Source organism: Arthrobacter sp. UYCu511, assembly GCF_040547105.1.
Lineage (GTDB): Bacteria > Actinomycetota > Actinomycetes > Actinomycetales > Micrococcaceae > Specibacter > Specibacter psychrochitiniphilus.
The window spans coordinates 89923-113325 of record NZ_JBEPPB010000005.1 but is presented as its reverse complement, the minus strand read 5'-3'; the positions used below and the strand labels follow the sequence as shown (position 1 = coordinate 113325).

The following is a 23403-nucleotide window of genomic DNA, read 5'->3' as shown; positions in this document are numbered from 1 at the left end:
CATTCTGTATGGATTCGGCGAGAAATATATTTGTAGCGCTATTTGTAGCCGGGTGAGCCGGGAAGCCCAAGATATTCCTCATAGCTTGCGATGCCCCGAACCTTCATGTCTTGGGCAGCTCCAACGCCGAGGTAGCGCAGATGCCATGGTTCAGCCAAGTAGCCAGTCTTCAGTTCCGCGCCGGGGACATAGCGGACCACGAAGCCATGGTCATGAGCGTGCGCGGCAACCCACTGCGCTGCTGGATTTCCAGCGAAACATGAGGTGAAATCACATGCTGACCCTGCAGCGGCGTCGCCTATGTCAATGGCCAACCCGGTTTGGTGCTCCGAGAAGCCGGGGCGGGCCGAGGTGGTATCAGCGGCTGCGGCTCCTTTTTTGGCCACATAGCTGTTGTAGAGGTTGAACTGTGTGTCATAGGAGCGGTAGCTGCTCATCAGGGTCAAGTTCACGCCTTGAGCGGCTGCTGCGGTGAACATCCGTTCTGCAGCAGCGGCGGCCTCCGCCCGGAGTGCGCCGGGCTCTTGTGAGCCTGTGGCTACGGCCGGGGCTCTCAGATCTTTTGGTGCATACTTCAGCGGGCTGAGCTGGTGCGTTTTATTGACGAGCACCAAAGAACTGTTGGGATTGAATATATCCAACAGTTTCTTATCTGATGGAACCTCAGATCCGGTGGCGAACAACTTTTGGATGGGCGAGCCTGATGCTGCGCCTTTGACAAGAGTCTGCGCTGGGGTAGTAGCTGGGGCTATGGGGGACGCGGAGCTTCCTGATGCGGATAGCGGTTTCTGCTTTGCCGATGGAGCAGGATCATGGGTGGGAGTGGCCGAAGCTGTGGGTGAGGAAAGCACCTGTGAGGCGTCGGTGCCCGAACGTGCGGATGCTGGAGCGGCGCCGGAGGGCCCGGCTGAGTCTGTGGAGGCGTCCAGGGCCAGCGCACCGACCAGGACCAGGGTGGCCCCAACCAGGGAGAGGAGCACGCCACCAGGGCGCGGCCAGGACAATTCACGGTGCAGACGCGCACCTAGAGTTTGCCGAGGGTGCCGTGTCTGGTGGAATCCCACAACCGGCACTAGACCTTCCTCAAAAGCATGCGGCGGATGGAGTGATCGGAGTCCTTGGTGAGTACTAACTGGGCGCGGCCGCGTGTGGGCAGCACATTCTGCAGTAGGTTCGGTTCGTTGATGCTCTTCCAGATGCGCGATGCCGTGGCTGTCGCCTCAACATCGGAAAGGGCTGCATAGCGGCGGAAGTAGGAATCAGGATCGGCGAATGCGCCGCTGCGCAGGGAACGGAAACGGTCAATGTACCACTGCTCAATGTGGCTGGTCTTGGCGTCCACATAGATCGAAAAGTCGAAAAAATCGCTTACGGCCAGACCGGAGCGTCCATCGCTGCGGGGGCGGGCAGCGGCGAGCACATTTAGCCCTTCCACAATGAGCACATCAGGGCGCCGGACCACTACTTCTTTGCCGGGGATAATGTCATAGCTGAGGTGGGAGTACATGGGAGCGCGGACTTCCTCGGCGCCGCTCTTGACGGCGCTGACGAATCGCAGCAGTGCCCGGCGGTCATAGGACTCAGGGAAGCCTTTGCGGCCCATGAGCCCGCGGCGTTCCAATTCGGAGTTGGGATAGAGGAAGCCGTCTGTTGTGACAAGTTCCACATTGGGGGTATCCGGCCAGCGGCGCAGCATTTCACGAAGTACCCGTGCCGTGGTGGATTTGCCCACAGCCACGGAACCGGCCACACCAATGACAAAGGGGGTACGGGAGCCGTGTTCACCCAGGAATGTAGTGGTGGCGTTGTGCAAGTGACCTGCAGCGCCCACGTAGAGGTTCAACAGGCGCGAGAGCGGCAAATACACATCGTGGATCTCGCGCAGGTTTAGCTGGTCGCCGAGCCCACGCAGGCGCTGGATGTCGGATTCATCCAGAGGTTGCTCAATCTTGTTGGCAAGACGGGACCACGTCTGGCGGTCCAGTTCCACGAAAGGGGAGGCGCTGACGCTATTGCTCGGCTCGGTTCTCTGCGCTGTCACACCTGCAATTCTGCCTTGTTTGCTGTGAGGTGGGAAACGAGAGTGGTAGAACACTTCTGGGTTGGTGATGGTTTTTCATGACACTTATGCCAGAGGACGTAGAACGTCCTCTAAATTCCGAGGGGTTTATGATTGATTTTCATGTGTGGAATTGTGGGATACGCCGGTACCGCCCCGGCTCAAAGTACTGCAGCATCAGCTGGGCAACGCGCTCTTGAGGTAATTGTGGAGGGACTAAGGCGGCTTGAATACCGGGGTTACGACTCCGCTGGTATTGCGGTGGTTGGCGCTGATGGCATCGCCATGCGCAAGAAGAGCGGAAAACTTGTCAAACTCTTGGAAGAGCTGGCACTGCACCCGCTCCCCGCCGCAACGGCCGGGATCGGGCATACCCGCTGGGCTACACACGGCGGTCCCACCGATGCCAATGCCCATCCCCATGTGGTTGGCGGCGGCAGCTTGGCCGTGGTGCACAACGGGATTATTGAAAACTACTCAGGACTCAAAGCTGACTTACTGGAACGCGGGCACAGTTTCGCTTCCGAGACCGACAGCGAAGTTGCCGCCACCTTGCTGGGCGAAATCTACGCCAGCCTGGGCGCGGATGGCGGCGCCGCGGATGGTCCAGTGGCCGGCGGTGGCAGGCTCGCCTCGGCCATGCGGCTTGTGGGGCAGCAACTCGACGGCGCTTTCACCTTGGTGGCCACGCATGTGGCGGAACCTGGCGTAGTGGTGGCCGCCCGCCGCAACTCTCCTTTGGTAGTGGGGTTGGGTGATGGGGAGAACTTCCTGGGCTCGGACGTTTCGGGATTCATTGACTACACCCGGCGGGCTGTTGAGCTGGGACAAAACCAGGTTGTCAGCATCACCGGCACGTCCGTGGAGATCACTGATTTTTACGGTACCCCGGCGCAGGGCCGTGAATACTTGGTGGACTGGGATTCGGCAGCTGCTGAAAAGGGCGGGTATCCCTCCTTTATGGAGAAGGAAATCAATGACCAGCCCGACGCCGTCGCCCAAACCCTGCTGGGCCGGACCAACGGCGAGGGTGTCCTAACACTCGATGAATTGCGGGTTGACCCGTCAGTTCTCAAGTCCATCAACCGAATCATTGTGCTTGCTTGCGGCACCTCCGCCTATGCCGGACAGGTAGCCCGGTACGCCATTGAGCACTGGTGCAGGATCCCCACCGAGGTGGAGCTCTCTCACGAATTCAGGTACCGGGATCCCATTGTGGATGAACGCACCCTTGTGGTCTCTATTTCCCAATCCGGGGAAACCATGGACACCTTGATGGCTGTTCGCTATGCCAAGGAGCAAGGCGCCGTTACGGTCTCGATCTGTAACACCAATGGTTCCACGATTCCCCGCGAATCAGACGCGGTGCTATACACGCATGCGGGGCCGGAGATTGCCGTGGCCTCCACCAAGGCGTTCCTGGCCCAAATTACGGCCACCTATCTGCTGGGACTTTATTTGGCACAGCTGCGCGGAAACTTGTTCCAAGGCCAAATCAAGGACATTCTGGCCGAACTGGCCAAGACCCCCGCAAAGATAGCGCGCGTTCTGGAGAACGCAGAGCAGGTCAAGGAACTTGCCCGCAGCATGGCCGAGACCCGCACCGTGCTCTTCCTGGGCAGGCACGTGGGCTATCCGGTAGCCATGGAAGGGGCCTTAAAGCTCAAGGAGCTGGCCTACATCCATGCTGAAGGTTTTGCCGCGGGGGAGTTGAAGCACGGGCCCATCGCACTCATTGAAGAAGGCCAGCCCGTCATTGTGGTGGTTCCTTCGCCGCGGGGGCGTGATTCGCTCCACGCCAAAGTGGTCTCCAACATCCAAGAGGTACGGGCGCGCGGCGCCAAGACCATTGTGATCGCCGAAGAAGGCGATGAATCCGTGCGGGAGCACGCAGAGCATGTGTTCTACATTCCCGAGACAAGCACGCTCCTAGCCCCTCTTCTGGCAACGGTACCGCTGCAGATCTTTGCGCTGGAACTGGCCACGGCCAAGGGCTATGACGTGGATCAGCCCCGCAACCTGGCCAAGTCCGTCACCGTGGAATAATGTGACCCGCCGCTCGCCGCGGCCCGCGAGCTGCGGTGAGATTACTGACCGCGGCAGCTACTGGAGATAAGGTGGAGCCATGATTATTGGCATTGGTGTGGATGTTGTTGACATTGAACGATTCGGCCGCCAGCTGGAGCGGACTCCCGGGCTCCGAGAGCGCCTCTTTGTGCCGGCCGAGCGCGGTCTGAACACGCGTTCGCTGGCTGCGCGGTTTGCCGCCAAGGAGTCCGTTGCCAAGGCCTTGGGCGCGCCCGCGGGTATGAACTGGCAGGATTGCTGGATTGGGTTGGATGAGCACGGGCCCACCATCAATGTCAAGGGCACCGTGGCTGCCGTGGCCAAATCCAAGGGCATCAAGCACTGGCACCTTTCCATGAGCCACGACGGCGGGATTTCCACTGCCCTGGTGATTGCCGAAAGCTGACATGCTCAGCGCCCACACAGCCGCCTCCGTCCGCGCCGCCGAGCAGCCGTTTCTAGAGGCAGGGTGCGGAGCTTCGCTGATGCGCCAGGCAGCGCATGGGCTGGCCATGGGCGTGGTGGCAATGCTGCGGGCACGCGGACGCGGTGTTTATGGGGCCCGGGCCGTATTGCTGATTGGCTCGGGTAACAATGGCGGCGACGCCCTCTACGCGGGTGCCTTGCTGGCGGCCCGCGGTGTACGCACGGCGGCGTTGCTCGCCGGTGCGCGGACCCATCCGGAGGCACTAACTGCTTTTCTCGGCGCAGGAGGACGTTGTATTGCGGAAGTGGACGCGGCCCAACCGGCACTGTGGGCCGAAGTCAGTGCGGCCGATGTGGTGGTTGACGGGTTGCTGGGCACCGGTGGGAGAGGTGGGCTCCGTGGTGCAGCAGCCGGGATTGTGGCAAGACTGCAAGAGTTGGAAGGCTCCGCCCGGCCTGCAGTGGTGGCCTGCGATCTGCCCAGCGGCGTGGACGCCACCACAGGGGCCGTTCATGGGCCCGTGCTGCGGGCGGACCTGACCATTACTTTTGGCGCCCACAAGGCCGGGCTGCTAAGTGCCCCGGGTGAACAATTCGCCGGCACCGTAAAGCTCATTGACCTAGGGATCACGGAGGCGCTGGCAGACGCGGCACTGTTCCGGCTAGAGATTTCAGAGCTGGCCGCCATGCTGCCACAGCCCAAGAGTGCCGATCACAAATACACCCGAGGTGTGGCCGGGATTGTGGCCGGATCAAGCCAATATCCCGGGGCCGGATTGCTGGCGGTGGCGGCGGCTTCGGCCTGTGGGCCCGGCATGGTGCGTTATCTGGGACCGGCCGCGGTTGCCGCCGCCGTCCATCTGCGTAATCCCGAAGTGGTATGTTCGGATGCTTCGCCGGGGGAAGCACGGGTGCAGGCCTGGCTGGTGGGGCCAGGGATCAACGGCGATGACGCACAGCGTGAGCGGGCGCTCAGCGCCATCGCCTCGGGGCTGCCCACTGTGGTGGACGCCGGCGCGCTGGCGCTGGTGAACCCCGCGCAGGGAACTGAGAACGCGCACTTGATACTCACCCCGCATGCGGGTGAACTGGCAGAAATCCTGGCCCGGGCCAATCTGGACCTGGACCGCACCCAGATAGAGGCGGAGCCGCTCACTGCGGCACGCCGGGCAGCTGAAGTGTTCGGCGCTGTGGTCTTGTTGAAAGGGCCCACCACGCTCATCGCAGCGCCTGACGGGCTGGTGTTCACTGCGGCCAACGGTTCGGCCCGGCTTGCTACGGCCGGTAGCGGAGACACCCTTGCCGGGATCATCGTGGCACTGCTGGCCATGCTGGTTCAGGCCCCAGCTATTCGAACCTTGGACATTCCTGCCCCAGAAGGCCCGCGCAGTGCGGCGGAGCCCCGTGAACTTGCCCGTATTGCGGCGCTCGCAGCCGCGCTTCACGGCGAGCTGGCAAGCCTGAACCCCACTGCTCCGCTCAATGCCGGAGAGCTGGCGCAGCGAATCCCCTCCGTTTGGGCACAGTTGTGCCATAAAGGCTCTTAGTTGACCCCCGCGTTTGGAAGGAGAACCATGGAAATTTGGCCGGGCCTGGTTCACCCGTTGGGTGCCCATGCGGACGCGGAAGGCACAAACTTTGCCTTGTACAGCGAGGGTGCACAGGCGGTGACACTGTGCTTATTCAACTCGGACGGCACACGGACCACGCTGGAACTGACGGAAACAGACGGGTATGTGTGGCATGGCTACGTGCCCGGCGTAGTCTCCGGCCAGCACTATGGCTACCGTGTTGACGGCCCCTGGGGCCCGGCTAACGGCTTGCGTTTCAACGCCGCCAAACTCCTGTTGGACCCCTACGCCCGGGGGATAGCCGGCGGCATTGATTGGGGTCAAGAAGTCTTCGGCTATCAACTCGGGGAACCGCAAAGACGAAATGATGAGGATTCGGCAGCCCACACGTTATGCAGCGTGGTGGTGGACGATTCTTTTGACTGGAGCTACCCGGACGGCAGCACTGATAGGAGCCCGGGAACCCCGTACCACGAGACGGTCATTTACGAGGCCCACGTCAAGGGACTCACCGCGCTGCACCCCGATGTTCCTGAGCACCAGCGTGGACGTTACGCGGGGGTGGCTCACCCCCTCCGTGGTGGCCCACCTGAAAAGGGTGGGTGTGAGTGCCGTCGAACTCATGCCGGTGCACCAATTTGCGCAGGATGAGCGGCTGCTGGGCCAAGGCTTGCGCAACTATTGGGGCTACAACACGATTGGTTTCTTCGCCCCACACAACGAATACGCCACCAGTGCCGACCCGTGCGAACAAGTGCGCGAGTTCAAGTCCATGGTCAAGGAACTGCACCGCAACGGCCTGGAAGTCATCCTCGATGTTGTGTACAACCACACTGCGGAGGGTAACCATCTGGGCCCCACATTGTCCTTCCGTGGCATTGACAATGATGCTTACTACCGGTTGATGGAAGGGGACAAGGAGCATTACCTGGACTACACGGGCACGGGAAATTCGCTCAATGTCCGCTCTCCCCACTCACTCCAACTCATCATGGATTCGTTGCGGTATTGGGTTACCGAAATGCATGTTGACGGGTTCCGTTTTGACCTTGCCGCCACCTTGGCCCGGGAATTTTATGATGTAGACAAACTCTCCTCATTCTTTGAGATGGTCCAGCAGGATCCTGTCATTTCGCGTGTGAAACTCATTGCTGAGCCGTGGGATCTTGGCCCCGGCGGGTACCAGGTGGGCAACTTCCCGCCACAATGGAGTGAGTGGAACGGCAAATTCCGGGATACGGTCCGGGACTTTTGGCGCGGCGAGCCATCAACTCTGGGCGAGTTTGCTTCCCGGCTGACGGGCTCCTCAGATCTGTATGGACATTCCGGGCGCAGCCCCGTGGCCTCCATCAACTTCGTCACGGCCCATGACGGCTTCACCCTGGCCGATCTGGTCAGCTACAACGACAAACACAACGACGCCAACGGAGAAGAGAACCGTGACGGCGAATCCGATAACCGTTCCTGGAACCACGGGGTGGAGGGCCCCACCAGCGATACCGCCGTGCTGGCGCTCCGGGCACGGACACAGAGGAACTTTCTGACCACGTTGCTGCTCTCCCAAGGCGTGTCCATGATCGCGCACGGCGATGAGCTGGGCCGGACCCAGAACGGGAACAACAACGCCTACGCCCAGGACTCGGCGCTTTCTTGGATCAATTGGGACCAGGCCGATGCCGAGTTGATTGACTTTGTCTCCCGGCTGGCAAGGATACGGCAAGCGCACCCCGTGTTCCGGCGTCGCCGGTTCTTTGATGGGCGCCCTGTGGAACGTGGGGACGACGGCGCACTGCCGGACATTGTGTGGTTGCGCCCCGACGCAGCAGCCATGGCGCCTGCGGATTGGGACAGCGGATTCGGCCACAGCATTGGGGTTTTCCTCAACGGGGGCGGCATCCCGGACTGCGGTGCCCGGGGCCAACCCGTAGTTGATGACTGTTTCTTGATGCTGTTCAACGGCGGTGATGACGCGGTGGAGTTCACCCTCCCGGATCAGGGCTACGCCATGCACTGGATAGTGGAAATCCATACGGATGGGGTGGTGGGGCACCAACTTTCGGCGGGCGCCGTCGTTCTTGTCACCGGTCGCTCGGTGCTGGTACTGCGCGCCCCGGATCGGGACTAGCTGCAGATCACATCCAAGGCGTGGCAAGATTGCTGGTATGACTTATCACGCCGAGGAAAACCGTTATGAATCCATGCCCTACCGCCGAGTTGGGCGCAGTGGGCTGAAATTGCCCGCCATCTCCTTGGGCCTGTGGCACAATTTTGGCGACGACAAGCCGTTCCAGGAGCAGCGCGATATCCTGCGCCGCGCCTTTGACCTGGGTGTCAACCACTTTGACCTGGCCAACAACTATGGTCCGCCGGCGGGCAGTGCCGAGACGAACTTTGGCCGCCACCTGAAGGAGGGTCTGGGCGCGTACCGCGACGAATTGGTCATCTCCACCAAGGCCGGCTATCTCATGTGGCCGGGCCCGTACGGGGAATGGGGCTCACGCAAGTCCCTGCTCTCCAGCCTGGATCAGTCGCTCTCGCGGATGGGCCTTGACTACGTGGACATCTTCTACAGCCACCGCCCCGACCCGGACACCCCCATGGAAGAAACCATGGGCGCCCTTGATTACGCCGTGCGTTCGGGCAAGGCACTGTATGCAGGCATTTCGTCTTACACCCCGGCGCAGACTCTCGAAGCTGCCCGGATCCTGAAGGAAATGGGCACCCCGCTGCTCATTCACCAGCCCTCCTACTCGATGCTGAACCGTTGGACGGAGAACGGCGAGCCGAACCTCTATGAAGCGCTCGAGTCCGTGGGGGCCGGCTCCATTGCCTTCTCGCCTCTGGCCCAGGGCATGTTGACGGATAGATACCTCCTGGGTGTGCCGGCAGATTCACGCGCCGCCAAGGAGCACTTCCTCTCTCACAATGACCTGACGGAAGAAAAAATGGCCAGAGTGCGCGGACTCAATGATATTGCTGCCGGGCGGGATCAGTCGCTGGCGCAGATGGCCATTGCCTGGATTCTGCGCGAACAAAGCAAGGGCAGTTCGGTCACCTCGGCGCTGGTGGGCGCTTCCAGTGTCAAGCAGTTGGAAAACACCGTTGCCGCCGTTAACAACCTTGACTTCACTGACGAGGAGCTGGCAGCGATCGATGAGTTCGCCGTCGAATCTGATATCAACAGGTGGGCGCAGAAGTAGCAAAATCAGCACGCTTTCCTGGCGAAGGCATGCTTGTGTGACAAATCAACGAGACATTGTTGCCCCGAGGGAACAAAATCGGGGCAACAAGTGTTGACTAGTATGGTTAAGGGCGCCGTTGGGGCGCCAGGTCCGGTCGAAACAGCCGTGCGTCGTGTCTTTATGTCAACCGTGAAGACGTGCGTCGACCCCTCACCGCAAGAAGTGACAGCCGGGCCCGTTTGAGTTTTTATGAAGGAGTTCCGTGTCCAATCATCCTATTCGGGTTGCCATCGTAGGCGTCGGCAACTGTGCCGCGTCCTTGGTGCAGGGTGTCCAGTACTACCAGAACGCTGATGCCAGTGTGAAGGTTCCGGGCCTGATGCACGTTGAGTTCGGCCAGTACCACGTCAATGACGTGCATTTCGTGGCAGCATTTGACGTTGACAGCAAAAAAGTCGGTCTGGATCTCTCTGAGGCCATTGGTGCCAGTGAGAACAACACCATCAAGATTGCCGATGTCCCCCACCTGGACGTTCCTGTCCTGCGCGGGACCACTCTTGATGGTCTGGGTAAGTACTACCGCGAAACGATCGTTGAATCTGACGCCGAAGCGGTTGACGTGGTGGCCGAGCTGAAGGCCTCCAAGGTTGACGTTTTGGTTTGCTACTTGCCGGTTGGCTCTGATGCTGCCGCCAAATTTTATGCACAGTGCGCCATTGACGCTGGCGTAGCTTTTGTCAATGCCCTGCCCGTGTTCATTGCAGGTACCAAGGAGTGGGCCGACAAGTTCACTGCAGCCGGTGTGCCGATTGTTGGCGATGACATCAAGTCCCAGATTGGTGCAACCATCACGCACCGTGTCATGGCTAAGCTCTTCGAAGACCGCGGCGTGGTTCTGGACCGCACCTACCAGCTCAACGTTGGCGGCAACATGGACTTCAAGAACATGCTTGAGCGTGAGCGCCTTGAGTCCAAGAAGATCTCCAAGACCCAAGCTGTCACCTCCAACACCTCGGCTGTGCTCAGTGAAGACGACGTCCACATTGGGCCGTCGGACTACGTAGCGTGGCTCGATGACCGCAAGTGGGCTTTTGTCCGTCTCGAAGGCCGCAACTTCGGTGACGCCCCGGTTTCCTTGGAGTACAAGCTTGAAGTGTGGGACTCTCCCAACTCGGCCGGTGTCATCATCGACGCTATCCGTGCAGCCAAGATCGCTCTGGACCGCGGCATTGGCGGACCGATCCTCTCGGCTTCGAGCTACTTCATGAAGTCCCCGCCGGAGCAGTACGCCGACGACATCGCCCACGAAAAGGTAGAAGCCTTCATCCGAGGCGAAATCTAGCCCCACTACCGACGCTATCTCACCTTTGGTGTTTTTTTTCTAGACGCTATCCCACCAATAGTTGGATAAAACAGAACGCTCTCTCATTGTGAGGGGGCGTTCTGTTTTGGGATCAGCTCAGGGTGTCTGTATGCCGCGTAGCTAGGCTTTGCGCTGGCCCGAGGAAAATCCGGATTCGATGGAGGGGTCAGTCCAAGCGGTCCGCAAAGCACGCTTGATAAGGACCGTTGCGGATTCAAACCCATCGGCCACATCCTCCTGTGTGAACACCAGGACTGTCCAACCAGCGTCTCTGAAAGCTCTGTCCCGCCGCCTGTCGCTGTGGCGCTGGACCTCATCAAGGTGATGGGCGCCGTCATACTGTAAGGCAATGCGACGATCACGATAGCCGGCATCGGCAGAGGGTGCGTCATCGCGGTCCCAGAGCTTGATCTGCAGATCGGGTTCGGGCAGTCCGGCGTTGATCATGGCCAACCGCAAAAGTGTTTCAGGGCCGGAATCGGAGCCCACCCGCACCAGCTCGAGTGCATCCCTTGCGCGGACAATTCCTTGCAAGTTTCGGTGCCTATCAAGTATGGCCCGCAAGGATGCAAGGGTGGCGTAGGGCTCCTCACGGTCCTCAAATATGGCTCGGGGAATGCGCACGAGCTGGTCGCCCATGCACACTAAATCCGCTAGCGAGAGCACCCGCGCCATGTCCAGCCAAGTGCGGGCTCGGGTGCTAAGGCGCAGTTCTCCGTCGAGCTCGGTTTCGTCAGGAAATGCCGTCATCTTGTGCGCATGGATGCCCCTGCGCCGAACCCCTGAAGTATGCCGTGGGCGGCTGATGTGCAGGTCGTTGGAGTCGCCAAGCCAGGGCGGCAAGATGAGCTGATGCAACCGTGCCGCCGTCGAATGGGAGATCCACGCGCCTGGCGAGGCTGCGCACAGGGCCCGTGCCGCTTCCTTCAACTCGAAATTCCAGCCAGCTGGACGGTAGATGCCGTAACTGACGCCTTCCACTTCCTTGCCGCGCAGCCGCTGCCGGGGCAGACCTCGGGACTGCGCCTCACCAACAGTGAATGGGCGCTCAGGGATGAGGGGTGCTGGTTGAGGCTCCATGAATATATTGTGGTCTTGAAACGGAACCTGCGTGCAAAGTTATCCACAGGCGCTCTCCCACTTCTGGTTGGCGAGTAAAAGATGCCAAACAGAAGTGGGAGAGCGTCCCGCTAAAACCACCCATTGGTGGGAGAGCGTCCAGGAGAAATGCACCATTGGTGGGATAGCGTCGGTGGGTGGAGGGTTAGGGGGCGAGCCATAGGGTGGTTTCTGCCGGGATTATTCCCGCCGAAATTCCCGCGCCAGTAGCACCTTCATCCGCTACTACCGACTCGCCGGAACTGATCGCAACCCTGGCAGGCTCGACGCCGGGCGGCAACACTGCGGGCACCGAGGCAAAGTTGGTGAGCACCTCCCAGCCGTTGGGCCGGCGGTAGTGCACCACCTCTGACTCGGGTGCGCTGAGCCATTCCAGGATCTCCTCGCACTGCAGCTCGCGCCGCAACTTCAGCGCGGCACGGTACATTTCCAGCGTGGAACCCGGCACACCGTCTTGGACGCTGGCTGCTAGCGCGCCGAACCCGGCCGGCTGTGGCAGCCACGGCGTGCCGCCGAAACCGAAGTTTTCCCCGGTGGGCGTCCACGGCAGCGGCACACGGCAACCGTCGCGACCCTTGACCTGGTGGCCCGTACGGAACCAAGTGGGGTCTTGCAACGAGTCATGCGGCAGGTCTGCCACCTCGAACAGTCCCAGTTCCTCACCCTGATACAGGTAGGCGGAGCCGGGCAGCCCCAGCATGAACAGCGTCGCGGCCCTGGCCCGGCGCAAACCGCGCGCCTGATCAGTAACGGGAGTGACGCCGTCGGCCATCAACCACGATTCCAGATCCGCCAGCGTGCTCTCATCCGGCAGGGCGTAGCGGGAAGCATGGCGGATGACGTCGTGGTTGGAGAACACCCAGGTGGAGGAGGCGCCGGAGGCCGCAGCCTCAACGAGGCACTTCTGCGCAATGGCACGGAATTCAACACCGTCGAAGTGCGCCTGCAGAAGGTCAAAGTTGAACGCCTGGCCCAACTCGGTAGGGCGCGCATACTTCAGGCGACGCTCCGTGAACGGGACCCAGGCCTCGGCCACGGCGGCCTTGGGCGGAGTGTATTCGTTGAGTACTGTGCGCCAGCCTTCGAAGATTTCATGCACGGCGTCGCGGTCAAAGAGCGGATCAGAGCCGTCACTGACAAGGATTTCCAGCTCCGGTTTGGACCGTAACGGCAGTGACATATCCTTCGCCAGCCCGTGCGCCACGTCCACACGGAAGCCGTCCACGCCCCGGTCCGCCCAGAAACGCAAGGTGGTGTGGAAGTCCTCACGCACCTCCGGGTGGTCCCAGTTGAAATCGGGCTGCTCGGTGGCGAACAAGTGCAGGTACCACTGGCCCAGTTGGCCGGCATTGGGGCCGGCGGCCTCCACCACCCGTGTCCAGGCGGGCCCGCCAAAGTGGGAAGGCCAGTCTGACGGCGGCAACTCACCGTTTTCTCCCAACCCGTCAAAGAATTGGTAGCGGGCGCGCTCTGGCGAGCCCGGCGCTGCGGCGAGGGCGGCTTTGAACCATTCGTGATGGTTGGAGGAATGGTTGGGGACCACATCTACTATGACCTTAATATTCGCGGCATGGGCCGCTGAGACCATGGCATCAAAGTCATCCAAGGAGCCGAGCCGGGGATCGACGTTGCGGTAATCATCAACGTCGTAGCCGCCATCGGCCAAGGCGGAGGGATAGAACGGGCTGAGCCAGATCGCGTCAATGCCCAATGCCGAAAGGTAGCCCATACGGGCGGTGACACCGGGCAGATCGCCCATGCCGTCACCGTTGGCATCAGCGAAGCTGCGCGGATAAATTTGGTACACCGCGGCTTGGCGCCACCAGTTGGCATCGGGGCTGAAGGGGGCGGCATCGGGTGAATTGGGAAAAGTCATTATTTGATGGATCCTCTCATGACGGACGGAGATGTCCCAGCGCTGGGAGAAAACGCAGATCAACAGCAACGGTGCCATATCCATGAGGGAGGAGGCAAAGGCTGGTGTGCTCCAAACCCCGAAGCTGCGGGAGGGTTGGGATGAGAGAGGTGTGAGGGGGAAGCTAGCAGCCTGGCGGGGTGAGGTATTGGTACGTTAGTGCTAAATCGTAGCTTTGGATAGTCTGTGCGGCAGTGTTTTCCCAGCCGTACGCCTCGGCGAACACGGAGGCAGCCCGGCCCATGTCCGCCCGCGTACCGGGGAAGTCGTGAAGCGAGGCGATGGCATCGGCCCACAATTTCGGTGATCTGCCCTCAATAAGTAGCCCTGTGCGCCCATCGCTGACGGCTCGGGGCAGCCCGCCCACATTCGTAGCGATGACAGGGGTGCCACAGGCCTGGGCCTCCAACGCAACCAGGCCAAATGACTCGCTGGAGGAGGGGACCGCCACCACGTCCGCGCTGCGGTACCAATCGGCTAACTCGGCCGCCCCGACGGGAGGGTGGATGGCAGCAACACTGGAGAGTCCGGCGTCGTCAATCATGGTGGGAAGATCATACTTATCATGACCGCTGCGAGCACCCAAAAATGAGATCTGCAGTTCAATGTCCGGACGCTCAGCACGCAGGATGGCGGCCGCCTTGACCAGCACGTGCGGGCCCTTCAAACGCTGCATGCGTCCGGCGAAGACTACATGGAAGCGCTCGGGGGCAATCCCCAGTTCTTGGCGGGAACGGTCGCGGAAGGCTGGTTTGAAAACCTTTAAGTCCACGCCGGGGGACACAATGTCAATGCGCTGTTCACAGCCGTCGTAGTGGCGCTCAAGCTCGGCAGCTTCGGCCGTAGTATTGGCGACCAGGCGCGTGGCCGCAGCCACAATGTGCTGCTCACCGTCCTCACGGATGCCCGGTTCGGCGCTCTGGCCCGGGGGGAGGTAATGGTTCTTGACCCGTGCCATGGTGTGCATGGTATGAACCAGCGGCAGGTCCAGACGCTTGGCCACCAGGATCCCGGCCATTCCCGAAACCCAATAATGTGAATGGATGACGTTGGTGGGCTCCCCCGGGAGGGAAGTGACATGATCGGCGACGGCGTCGGCCATCTCTGTGACCAGCTCCGGCAGAGTCTCCTTTGAGACGTTGGCGAACGGGCCGGCCGTGATGTGGTGAACGCTTACGTGCGGGGCCAGCATCACGGTATCCGGCTGTTCGGCCGTGGTGCGCCGAGTGTAAATATCCACGCTCACCCCTGCTGCTGCCAGCTGAAGCGCCAGATGCCGCACGTACACATTCATCCCGCCAGCGTCCCCGCCACCGGGCTGCTCCAGCGGGGAGGTGTGCAGGGATAGCATCGCGACGCGGCGAACCTGATGCATGTACTTCCTTCTGGCGTGTGTGGCGGATGTGGATACTGTACTCATCTTCCCACTGCCTGCGCGCGGTTCCTAGCGCCGTGTGCCGCCCGTGAGCTCCATGGCTGAGAGAACGGCTGAAGGGCTGGTTCAGGGCCACACCTCCGACGCCGGGGAGTCACCGCATGCCCGCACCGCCCCTGCCCACTAAACCCGTGGCAACCAAGACCTCCCTGGCATTCCCAGTAGCATCCCAGCTGAGGATGGCAGCATCGAGGCATGAATGCTGCCCATGGTTTCTCCAATCACGTCCGACGTCCCCAACCGATCAGGCCCACGGCCGGTCAAGAATCGGTGTGGGGCTACCCTCGGCCGCCAAGGGTCGAACCGGTATCGGAGCGTGTTGTTGTGCGTCTTGGTGGTCAGGTGATTGCCGATACCACCGATGCTGTGCGTGTTCTGGAGACGAGCCATCCGCCCGTCTACTACTTGCCGCTGAAGGCGTTCCCGGACGGTGTGCTCCTTCCCGTTGAGGGCACCAGTTTTTGTGAGTTCAAGGGCGAGGCCCACTACTTTGACGTGGTCGCCGGCACAACCCGCGTTCCCCGTGCAGGGTGGACCTACCCGGAGCCTGCCCCGGGCTACGAGGCTCTGTGTACCCGCGTGGCCCTCTACCCCAGCCACATGGATTCCTGCGAGGTAAACGGCGAACAGGTCACCTTCCAAGAAGGAGACTTCTACGGAGGCTGGATCACCCCGCAGATAGTTGGTCCGTTCAAGGGCGGGCCAGGCACCTCCGGCTGGTGAGCTCTTTCTAGAGTTTGCCCCAGACTCACGCGCGTGCGCAGCGGGCCCGGCAGTGTGGCCCAGCGTGTGGGTGCAAGGGGGGCTAAAATGGGTGGGTGAGCTCATCCGTTGTGCCAGTTCCCGCACCGAATCACGGTCTGGAACGGCAAGCCATCATTGACCTGTCCGCGATCGCCAACAATATTCGTCACCTGCGTCAGGCCTGCGCACCGGCCCAATTCATGGCGGTGGTCAAGGCCGACGCCTACGGACACGGCGCCCTCCAAGTGGCCCGCACAGCAGTGGCTGCTGGGGTGCAGTGGCTGGGCACGGCCCACGTTTCAGAGGCGCTGGCACTGCGTGCCGCCGGCTTGACCGTGCCGATTTTGGCTTGGTTGCATACCCCTGACACGGATTTCGCGGCCGCTATTGCACAAAACATTGATCTGGGCTGCTCCGGCTGGGAACTGGAACACATTGTTGGCGCAGCCCGCACGTTGGGGCGGCCCGCACGGATTCACCTAAAGATTGACACGGGTCTGGGCCGTAACGGCAGCACGTTGGCGAACTGGCCGGGATTTGTTGGCGCGGCCATGGCATACCAAGCTGAGGGAGTGCTGCGCGTGGTGGGCGTGTTCAGCCATCTGGCCGTTGCCGATGAACCCGCACGCCCCGAAACGGATCAGCAACTTCAATGCTTTTGCACCGCCATTGCCATTTTGGAAGCTGCTGGTGCGCAGCTTGAGGTGCGCCACATAGCCAATACTGCGGCCACTCTCTCCCGCCCCGACACACACTTCGATCTGGTCAGGGTGGGTCTGGGCGTGTACGGACTCTCCCCGTTCCCGGACCGCACCTCCGCGCAACTGGGGTTGGAACCGGCCATGACGCTGGCCACCCAGATCGCGTCGTGCAAGGACGTCCCTGCCGGGCAAGGAATCTCCTACGGACTGAATTACGTCACGGCGGAGCCCACCACCTTGGGCCTTATTCCACTGGGCTACGCCGATGGCATCCCCCGGATCGCCACAGGTGGGCCGGTCCGGGTCAACGGGGTGACCTACCCCGTGGTGGGGCGTATTGCCATGGACCAAATGGTTATCGATCTGGGTTCGGGCGCTTGGGACCGCTTCGCCGAGGCGTCAGTTCCGGGCTCTTTACTCGGAGCTACTGCCGAGCTTTTTGGCAACGGGAACGGTGGCGGACCTCTGGTTGAGCAGTGGGCGGCAGCAGCCGGGACCATCAACTACGAGCTCATTACCCGTATCAGTCCGCGCGTGCCACGGCGCTATGTGGGCGGGGCGGATGAGACTGCAGCCGGAGAGATCGCTACAGCCAGCATCGCCGAGTCAGGGGCGGGCCTGTGAATGCCTGGGAATTTCTCACCAGCGGGCCCGAACAAACCCAGCTACTGGCCGCACACCTTGCCAAACTGTTAAAGGCCGGTGATTTGATCATCCTCAGCGGCGAACTCGGAGCAGGGAAAACCACGTTTACCCAAGGCCTGGGCCGAAGTCTGGGCGTGCGGGAAGGCATCATTTCACCCACCTTCGTCCTGGTACGCATCCACCCGAACCGGCCCGACGGTCACAACCCCGGCGGTCCGGACTTGGTCCACGTGGACGCGTACCGTCTGGCCACGCCGGGCGAGATCGATGACATTGACTTGGAACGGACCATGGATGACTCTGTGACCGTAGTTGAATGGGGGGTGGATAGGGTGGAGCACCTCGCAGCCAGCCGGCTAGAAATTGAACTCGTGCGTGCAGTGGGCGGGGATACGGCTGCTGCATCCGGAATACCGGAAACGTTGGATGCCGACGACGCCAGCGTGGACCTTGATGCGCTGTTCGCCGGCAGTTTCGATGCCGACGAGGACGACGACGAACCCCGCACCTTGCGCTTGAGCGCCATCGGGCCGCGCTGGGAAGGCATTGACTTCTCCGTGCTCGGCCAGCCCATGACCACAACAGAATAGATGAGAACTACGTGCGAATTCTGACCATTGACACCTCGGCCATTGCCAGCGCCGCCCTCCTCGACTTTGACCCGCAGGACCCGGTCAAGACAGCGGAGTTAGTGGCGAACTTTGCCACGGTTGACACCCGCAGCCAGGCCGAGGAACTGGCGCCCGGGGTGAAGTCCCTGTTCACCGACCCTGTCGGCGAAGGCCCCGCCCTGGACGCGATCATTGTGGGCACGGGGCCTGGCCCCTTCACCGGGCTGCGCTCCGGCATCGCCATGGCCCGCACGCTCAGCTTCACCTGGGGCGTGCCGCTGCACGGGATGATGAGCCTTGACGCGCTGGCTCAGCAAGTTTTTGACACGCCCAAGAAGGACAGCGCCGGACGCGCGCTGGGCCCGTTGGCGATGGGTGATTTTGTCATCGCCACGGATGCCCGGCGCAAGGAAGTGTATTGGGCCAAGTACAGTGCCGGTGCTCATTTGCTGGACGGTCCGCATGTGGGGCCGGCCGCCGATATTTTCGGCGTGCCCGTGTTTGGTGCCGGAGCCGGGCTCTATGAGGAGGTCCTGGTTGGCAACCGCTGCACCGTCCATGCGCCCCTCGCCCACGCCCAGCCCACAGCGCTGGAACTGGGCCGGGCCGCTATCCGCAAGATCACCGCCGCCGGTTCGCTGGAGGGTGCGGGCCTGCTCGATTCCACCCCGCTCTACCTGCGCGAATCCGACGCCAAGGTTCCCGGCCCCCGGAAACGGGCACTGTGATGAGGAAAAATACCGGTTCGGATCCGGACAGTTCCCCGGCCGTTCTGCGGGACATGGTGGCTACGGATATTGACGCCATCACGGCCTTGGACAAGATGCTGTTCGGGGTGGATTCCTGGCCGCGGGAGATGTTTGTGGCGGAACTTTCCCAGCCAGAAACCCGGCGGTACATCATCGCGGAGCTGCCATCCGGGGCCGTGCCTGGGGAAAAAATGCGGGCCGCCGGTTATGCCGGGCTGATGTGTGTGCCGCCCATTGGCGATATCCAAACCATCGGGGTGTTGGCCGAATATGAGGGGCGTGGCATTGCACGGGCCATGCTGGATGAGCTGATTGCTGAGGCCGTTCGCCGTGGTGCAGAGGACATTATGCTGGAGGTCAGCTCCACCAACCCGCGCGCCCAAAAGCTGTACGCCCGCTACGGCTTTGAACACATTCACACGCGGCGCAAGTACTACCGTGACGGCTCGGACGGGCTGATTATGCGCCTGCAACTGGCTTCCGGGCACACCGAAAAAACTACTGAGAAGGACCTGTCATGAACCAGGCCAACCCGCTGATCCTGGGTATTGAATCCTCCTGTGACGAGACCGGCGTGGGCCTGGTGCGTGGCACGGAACTGCTCACCAACACGGTCTCCTCCTCGATGGATGAGCACGTGCGCTTTGGTGGGGTCATCCCGGAGATCGCCTCCCGCGCACATCTGGACGCCTTTGTTCCTACCTTGGCTGCGGCCCTTTCCGATGCCGGGGTCACCCTCGAGGAGGTGGACGCGATCGCCGTCACGACCGGGCCCGGCCTGGCCGGTGCGCTCATGGTGGGCGTCAGTGCGGCGAAGGCACTGGCCCTGGCCACCGGCAAACCGCTGTACGCCATCAACCATCTGGTGGCGCATGTGGGTGTGGGCCTGCTGGATAAATCCATCGCAGCCCAGTACGACGGCGGGGCCTTGCCGGAGAATCTTGGCGCCCTTTTGGTTTCCGGCGGACATACCGAGATCCTGCGGGTGCGCAGCATCGCCTCCGATGTGCAACTGCTCGGTGCCACCATTGATGACGCCGCCGGGGAGGCTTTTGATAAGGTGGCCCGGCTGTTGGGGCTGAGCTACCCGGGCGGGCCAGCCATTGATAAGTTGGCGCGGGAAGGCAACGCGAAAGCGATTCGTTTCCCACGCGGGCTGACCATGCCCAAATACATGGGCACGGCCCAGGCTCCAGGCCCACATCGCTACGACTTCTCCTTCTCTGGCCTCAAGACGGCCGTTGCCCGCTGTGTTGAGGGCTACGAAGCCCGCGGGGAGGAAGTGCCAGTGGCTGACATTGCGGCATCGTTCCAGGAAGCTGTGCTGGATGTCATTACCGCCAAGGCCGTGCTGGCCTGCAGGGAACAGGGCGTCACCACCTTGTTGTTGGGTGGTGGAGTGGCCGCAAATTCGCGGCTGCGCGAACTCGCAGGGCAGCGCTGCTTAGCCGCAGGCATCACCCTACTGGTGCCTTCATTGTCACTGTGTACCGACAACGGGGCCATGGTTGCGGCCCTCGGCGCGCAACTGGTCATGAACGGGGTGGCCCCGAGCGATCTAGCCTTCGCTACCGATTCCTCCTTGCCAGTAACCACCATCAGCCTCTAGCCTCTAGCTGTACGGTGCTGGTGAAGTGTTCGCTGCCGGATCACGCGGTAGAGGGCGCCCACCGCAAACATGGCCAGACCCGCCATCACCGCCTGGACAGGCAGTGTAGCAACCAGCAAAACGCAGGCACCGGCTCCTAGTAACTGCAGGAATCGGGGGTAGCGGCGGTCCGTCCCCGTCTGGGTGAATGCTGCCAGATTTGCCACAAGGTAGTACAGCAGCACGCCAAAGGATGAGAAGGCAATGGCGCCGCGCAGATCAGCCACAGCAATGATCACCACCACGGCTACACCCAAGGCCAGCTCGGCGCGGTGTGGCACCTGAAACTTCGGATGCACTGCTGACAACCAGCGCGGCAAGTCATCCTCGCGCGCCATCGCCATAGTAGTGCGGCCCACACCGGCAATCAGCGCCAGCAGTGCACCCAAGGATGCCAATGCGGCACCCACCTGCACCACGGGGGCCGCCCATCCCCAGCTTCCGGCGGCCACGGCGGCGGCCAGCGGCGCGGAGGTGCCGGCCACGCCGTCGGGCCCCAAAGCTACAAGAAGCGTGATTCCAAGGCAGGCGTAAATTGCGGCAGCGATGGCCAGGGAGATCAGGATGGCACGGGGAATAGTGCGCCGAGGATCCCTGACTTCCTCCCCGAGAGTGGCTATCCGGGCGTATCCGGCAAAGGCGAAGAACAACAGCCCAGCCGATTGCAAAATGCCGTACCAGCCGTGAGCCAGTAGTCCGCTGCCGGCCAGGCCTTCGCTGGGCAGCAGCCCGGCACCGCCCTCACCCAAGCCTGTCCACACCGCCGCCACGGCAATGGCCAAGGCCACCAGCACCGTCACCACAATTATTCGGGCCAGCGCCGCGGTACGGGTGATGCCCCGGTAATTCACCGCCACCAACAGGGCCACGGCGGCCATCGCCACCGGACGCTCCCAGCCCGGCGGAGCGGCGTAGGCGGCAAACGTCATGGCCATGGCTGCACTGCTGGCGGTCTTGCCGATCACGAACCCCCAGCCAGCCAGAAAACCGGGCCACGGACCCAGCAGTTTGCGCCCGTACATGTAGGTGCCGCCAGAGGTGGGATAGGTGGCGGCCAGTTGAGCTGATGAGGTGGCATTGCAATAGGCAACGCCAGCGGCCACTGCGAGTCCAATCAGCAGCCCAGAGCCGGCGGCCTGAGCTGCCGGTGTGAAGGCGGCGAAGACCCCTGCACCCATCATCGAACCCAGCCCAATCACCACTGCGTCCATGGTGCCCAGCCTGCGTGAGAGCCCCGGGGTGCCGCTCATATGCTTGATTCCCTTCGTAGCCCAAATACGTCAACTCTGAAGGCTAGTCCACCTGAATGAACAGCGGATGAACGCTCGGTTGGTTTCTGCTTCCGACGATGGAGCCACGTGGGTGGTTGCTAACCGAGCGTTGTGCTTTTAACCCCCGAATGTAACCGAGCGTTGGGGGTGTGTGGTTGGGTTAGTGGGCGGCCGGGAGCGAGAGTTCAAAAGTGGTTCCCTGCGGGCCCGTTGAGGTGACCTCAATGGAACCACCCGCAGCGCTGGCAATCTCCCGGACCAGCGCCAACCCCAACCCAAAGCTGCGCCGCCCACCTTCTAACGGGGTGCTGCTGTGGGCGAAGCGGTCAAACACCCGTTCCGGTTCGATCCCGGTGATCCCGGTGCCGGTGTCAGAAACGGTGAGCACCACGGTGCGCCCCTGCCAGCTGGTGTCCACGGTGATGGTTCCGCCCTCCGGAGTATGATTCATGGCGTTCTCGACCAGCCCAAGGACAGCCCGGCGCAAACTGTTGGGTGCGATGCGGACCAGGGGAGCGCCGTCGTACCGGGCTTGAATCTGCGGGGCTTGAAGCTGAGGGGCTTGATCCCGTGTGGACGGATTATGGATGGATTGGAGGCGGATGCTCCGGGCAGCGGCCAGATCCTGCAGGCTGGCCACCACCGCCTCCACCTCAGGGACAATATCCAAGGGTTCGCCCTGCTCATCTGCTTCTGCCGTGGCGGCGAGCAGCAGCTCCTGGACCGTGGCTGAGAGCGCGGCCGTATCCTGACGTACCTGCGCCAGCAGCCGGGCCGCGTCGCTGCCCGCATCTACCTTGGCCTCTGCCAGCTGGATGCGGGCGTCGAGAATTGTCAGGGGCGTACGCAACTCGTGGCTGGCATCCTGGACAAAATGGCGCTGCAGTTCCAGGGCGCGGCCCAACGGGCGAATAGCGCTGCGGGCGCTCAACCAGCCAATGGCCCCCGCTGCCACAATCCCGGCAACCCCCGCGACGGCCATGGCCTGAAGCATGTCGTCGGTTTCCACGTAGACCCGCGTGGCAGTGTCGGCGGCATGGAAATCCGGGTGATCGGAAAGATAAAGCATGAACAGTGCCGCGGCAACCATGACGGCCACCACCAAGAGTGCAATGGCGGCGGCAATGCGCAGACCCACCGTCACGGCGGCGCGGCGCAGCTGGGGCGAATCGGCAGCGGAAAGGGCTGATGGTGGGCGCAGACGGTGGCGCCGCACGGAGAGTCTCATGTGCCCTCGCCAATCTGATAACCCAGGCCGTGAACGGTGCGGACCGCGGACTTGGAGACCTTCTTGCGCAGGTAGTGCACGTAGGTGTCGATGACGCTTTGGGAATCGTCGGGATGGAACAGCTCCGCCAACAATTCCTGGCGGGTAAATACCTTATCCGGGTTGCCAGCCAGCAGGGCAAGGAAGTCACTTTCCTTGCCGCTGAGTCCCACCACCTCGCCGTAGCTTGAACGCAAGGAACGGGTAGCGGGATCGAAAAGCCAGTCACCCACGGCCAACTGCCCGGTGGAGGGCGCGAAGCTGCGGGTCACGGCACGCAGCCGCGCCCGGAGCTCACCGGCGTCAAAGGGTTTGCTCATGTAGTCGTTAGCTCCGGCGTCGAGCCCTGCTATTTTCTCCACCGTGCTGCCCCGCGCCGTCAAAATGATGGCCGGGGTGCCCACCCCTTTGCTGCGCAGCGCAGCCACCAGATCAATTCCATCCATACCAGGCAGCCCCCGGTCAACGACCATGGCGTCCCAGTGCCCGGTGAGGGCCAGATGGAGACCTCGCTGCCCGTCGGCGGCGATGTGGACGTGGTACTCCTGGGCTAGCAGTTCGGCGATCAGCGGGCCCAGAACTGGGTCATCTTCCACCAGCAGGAGCCGGGGCAATTCTTCCATGTCCATA

19 protein-coding genes and 1 pseudogene are annotated in these 23403 nt (G+C 62.1%); 12 read left to right on the top strand and 8 right to left on the bottom strand.

Annotated features, from left to right (window positions below; all coding sequences use genetic code 11):
• Positions 1-38: 38 nt before the first annotated feature.
• Both ABIB48_RS09025 and coaA read right to left on the bottom strand, forming a co-directional pair.
• Positions 39-1073 (bottom strand): M15 family metallopeptidase, encoded by a 1035-nt coding sequence (locus ABIB48_RS09025; RefSeq protein ID WP_245932096.1) that lies wholly within the window; start codon positions 1071-1073, stop codon positions 39-41.
• A complete protein-coding gene (gene coaA, locus ABIB48_RS09020) occupies positions 1073-2041 on the bottom strand; it encodes a type I pantothenate kinase (RefSeq protein WP_110105584.1) in 969 nt (322 codons plus the stop codon). Before coaA ends, ABIB48_RS09025 begins: the two co-directional genes overlap by 1 nt.
• Before the next feature lie 141 nt (positions 2042-2182).
• Between coaA and glmS the strand changes: the two genes are divergently transcribed.
• The 6 genes and pseudogenes from glmS to ABIB48_RS08990 all read left to right on the top strand — a co-directional run bounded on the left by glmS (position 2183) and on the right by ABIB48_RS08990 (position 10647).
• Positions 2183-4105, top strand: coding sequence for a glutamine--fructose-6-phosphate transaminase (isomerizing) (gene glmS, locus ABIB48_RS09015; protein ID WP_354212806.1), 1923 nt, complete (start codon positions 2183-2185; stop codon positions 4103-4105).
• A 79-nt stretch (positions 4106-4184) separates the two neighbouring features.
• Positions 4185-4532 carry a holo-ACP synthase gene (locus tag ABIB48_RS09010; RefSeq protein WP_110105586.1) on the top strand — a complete coding sequence of 116 codons (348 nt, stop codon included), beginning with the start codon at positions 4185-4187 and terminating at the stop codon, positions 4530-4532.
• Between the two features lies 1 nt (position 4533).
• Positions 4534-6099: an NAD(P)H-hydrate dehydratase gene (locus ABIB48_RS09005; RefSeq protein ID WP_354212805.1), complete on the top strand. Its 1566-nt coding sequence runs from the start codon at positions 4534-4536 to the stop codon at positions 6097-6099.
• Positions 6100-6126: 27 nt separating this feature from the next.
• A pseudogene (gene glgX, locus ABIB48_RS09000) lies at positions 6127-8248 on the top strand (glycogen debranching protein GlgX).
• Between the two features lie 37 nt (positions 8249-8285).
• Positions 8286-9323, top strand: coding sequence for an L-glyceraldehyde 3-phosphate reductase (gene mgrA / locus ABIB48_RS08995; protein WP_354212804.1), 1038 nt, complete (start codon positions 8286-8288; stop codon positions 9321-9323).
• 244 nt (positions 9324-9567) lie between these two features.
• The gene (locus ABIB48_RS08990; protein ID WP_110105589.1) at positions 9568-10647 is read left to right on the top strand and encodes an inositol-3-phosphate synthase; all 1080 of its coding nucleotides are present in this window, start codon (positions 9568-9570) and stop codon (positions 10645-10647) included.
• Positions 10648-10788: 141 nt separating this feature from the next.
• Here ABIB48_RS08990 and ABIB48_RS08985 read toward each other — a convergent pair whose 3' ends face one another.
• The 3 genes from ABIB48_RS08985 to mshA all read right to left on the bottom strand — a co-directional run bounded on the left by ABIB48_RS08985 (position 10789) and on the right by mshA (position 15077).
• Entirely contained in the window at positions 10789-11748 is a 960-nt protein-coding gene (locus ABIB48_RS08985; protein WP_315915459.1) for a DUF559 domain-containing protein, read from the bottom strand.
• Between the two features lie 184 nt (positions 11749-11932).
• Entirely contained in the window at positions 11933-13663 is a 1731-nt protein-coding gene (locus ABIB48_RS08980) for a glycoside hydrolase family 13 protein (protein ID WP_354212803.1), read from the bottom strand.
• A gap of 163 nt (positions 13664-13826) precedes the next feature.
• The gene (mshA, locus tag ABIB48_RS08975; RefSeq protein WP_110105591.1) at positions 13827-15077 is read right to left on the bottom strand and encodes a D-inositol-3-phosphate glycosyltransferase; all 1251 of its coding nucleotides are present in this window, start codon (positions 15075-15077) and stop codon (positions 13827-13829) included.
• Between the two features lie 255 nt (positions 15078-15332).
• On the opposite strand from mshA, the gene ABIB48_RS08970 reads away from it, so the two are divergent.
• The 6 genes from ABIB48_RS08970 to tsaD all read left to right on the top strand — a co-directional run bounded on the left by ABIB48_RS08970 (position 15333) and on the right by tsaD (position 20196).
• Positions 15333-15860: a DUF427 domain-containing protein gene (locus tag ABIB48_RS08970; RefSeq protein ID WP_502914119.1), complete on the top strand. Its 528-nt coding sequence runs from the start codon at positions 15333-15335 to the stop codon at positions 15858-15860.
• A gap of 95 nt (positions 15861-15955) precedes the next feature.
• On the top strand, positions 15956-17206 hold the full coding sequence (gene alr / locus ABIB48_RS08965) for an alanine racemase (RefSeq protein ID WP_354212801.1): 1251 nt from the start codon (positions 15956-15958) through the stop codon (positions 17204-17206).
• Complete coding sequence (tsaE, locus tag ABIB48_RS08960) at positions 17203-17817, top strand: tRNA (adenosine(37)-N6)-threonylcarbamoyltransferase complex ATPase subunit type 1 TsaE (RefSeq protein ID WP_315915464.1); 615 nt, start codon at positions 17203-17205, stop codon at positions 17815-17817. The genes alr and tsaE overlap by 4 nt, the downstream gene beginning before the upstream one ends.
• Before the next feature lie 11 nt (positions 17818-17828).
• The gene (tsaB, locus tag ABIB48_RS08955) at positions 17829-18566 is read left to right on the top strand and encodes a tRNA (adenosine(37)-N6)-threonylcarbamoyltransferase complex dimerization subunit type 1 TsaB (protein ID WP_315915465.1); all 738 of its coding nucleotides are present in this window, start codon (positions 17829-17831) and stop codon (positions 18564-18566) included.
• Complete coding sequence (gene rimI, locus ABIB48_RS08950) at positions 18566-19108, top strand: ribosomal protein S18-alanine N-acetyltransferase (protein ID WP_110105596.1); 543 nt, start codon at positions 18566-18568, stop codon at positions 19106-19108. Before tsaB ends, rimI begins: the two co-directional genes overlap by 1 nt.
• On the top strand, positions 19105-20196 hold the full coding sequence (gene tsaD / locus ABIB48_RS08945) for a tRNA (adenosine(37)-N6)-threonylcarbamoyltransferase complex transferase subunit TsaD (RefSeq protein ID WP_354212800.1): 1092 nt from the start codon (positions 19105-19107) through the stop codon (positions 20194-20196). Before rimI ends, tsaD begins: the two co-directional genes overlap by 4 nt.
• Here the strand turns inward: tsaD and ABIB48_RS08940 are convergent.
• The 3 genes from ABIB48_RS08940 to ABIB48_RS08930 all read right to left on the bottom strand — a co-directional run bounded on the left by ABIB48_RS08940 (position 20193) and on the right by ABIB48_RS08930 (position 23396).
• On the bottom strand, positions 20193-21485 hold the full coding sequence (locus tag ABIB48_RS08940) for an APC family permease (RefSeq protein WP_354212799.1): 1293 nt from the start codon (positions 21483-21485) through the stop codon (positions 20193-20195). The genes tsaD and ABIB48_RS08940 overlap by 4 nt on opposite strands.
• A 181-nt stretch (positions 21486-21666) precedes the next feature.
• Positions 21667-22734, bottom strand: coding sequence for a sensor histidine kinase (locus tag ABIB48_RS08935; RefSeq protein WP_354212798.1), 1068 nt, complete (start codon positions 22732-22734; stop codon positions 21667-21669).
• Entirely contained in the window at positions 22731-23396 is a 666-nt protein-coding gene (locus ABIB48_RS08930; RefSeq protein WP_245932097.1) for a response regulator transcription factor, read from the bottom strand. The genes ABIB48_RS08935 and ABIB48_RS08930 overlap by 4 nt, the downstream gene beginning before the upstream one ends.
• Positions 23397-23403: the final 7 nt, after the last annotated feature.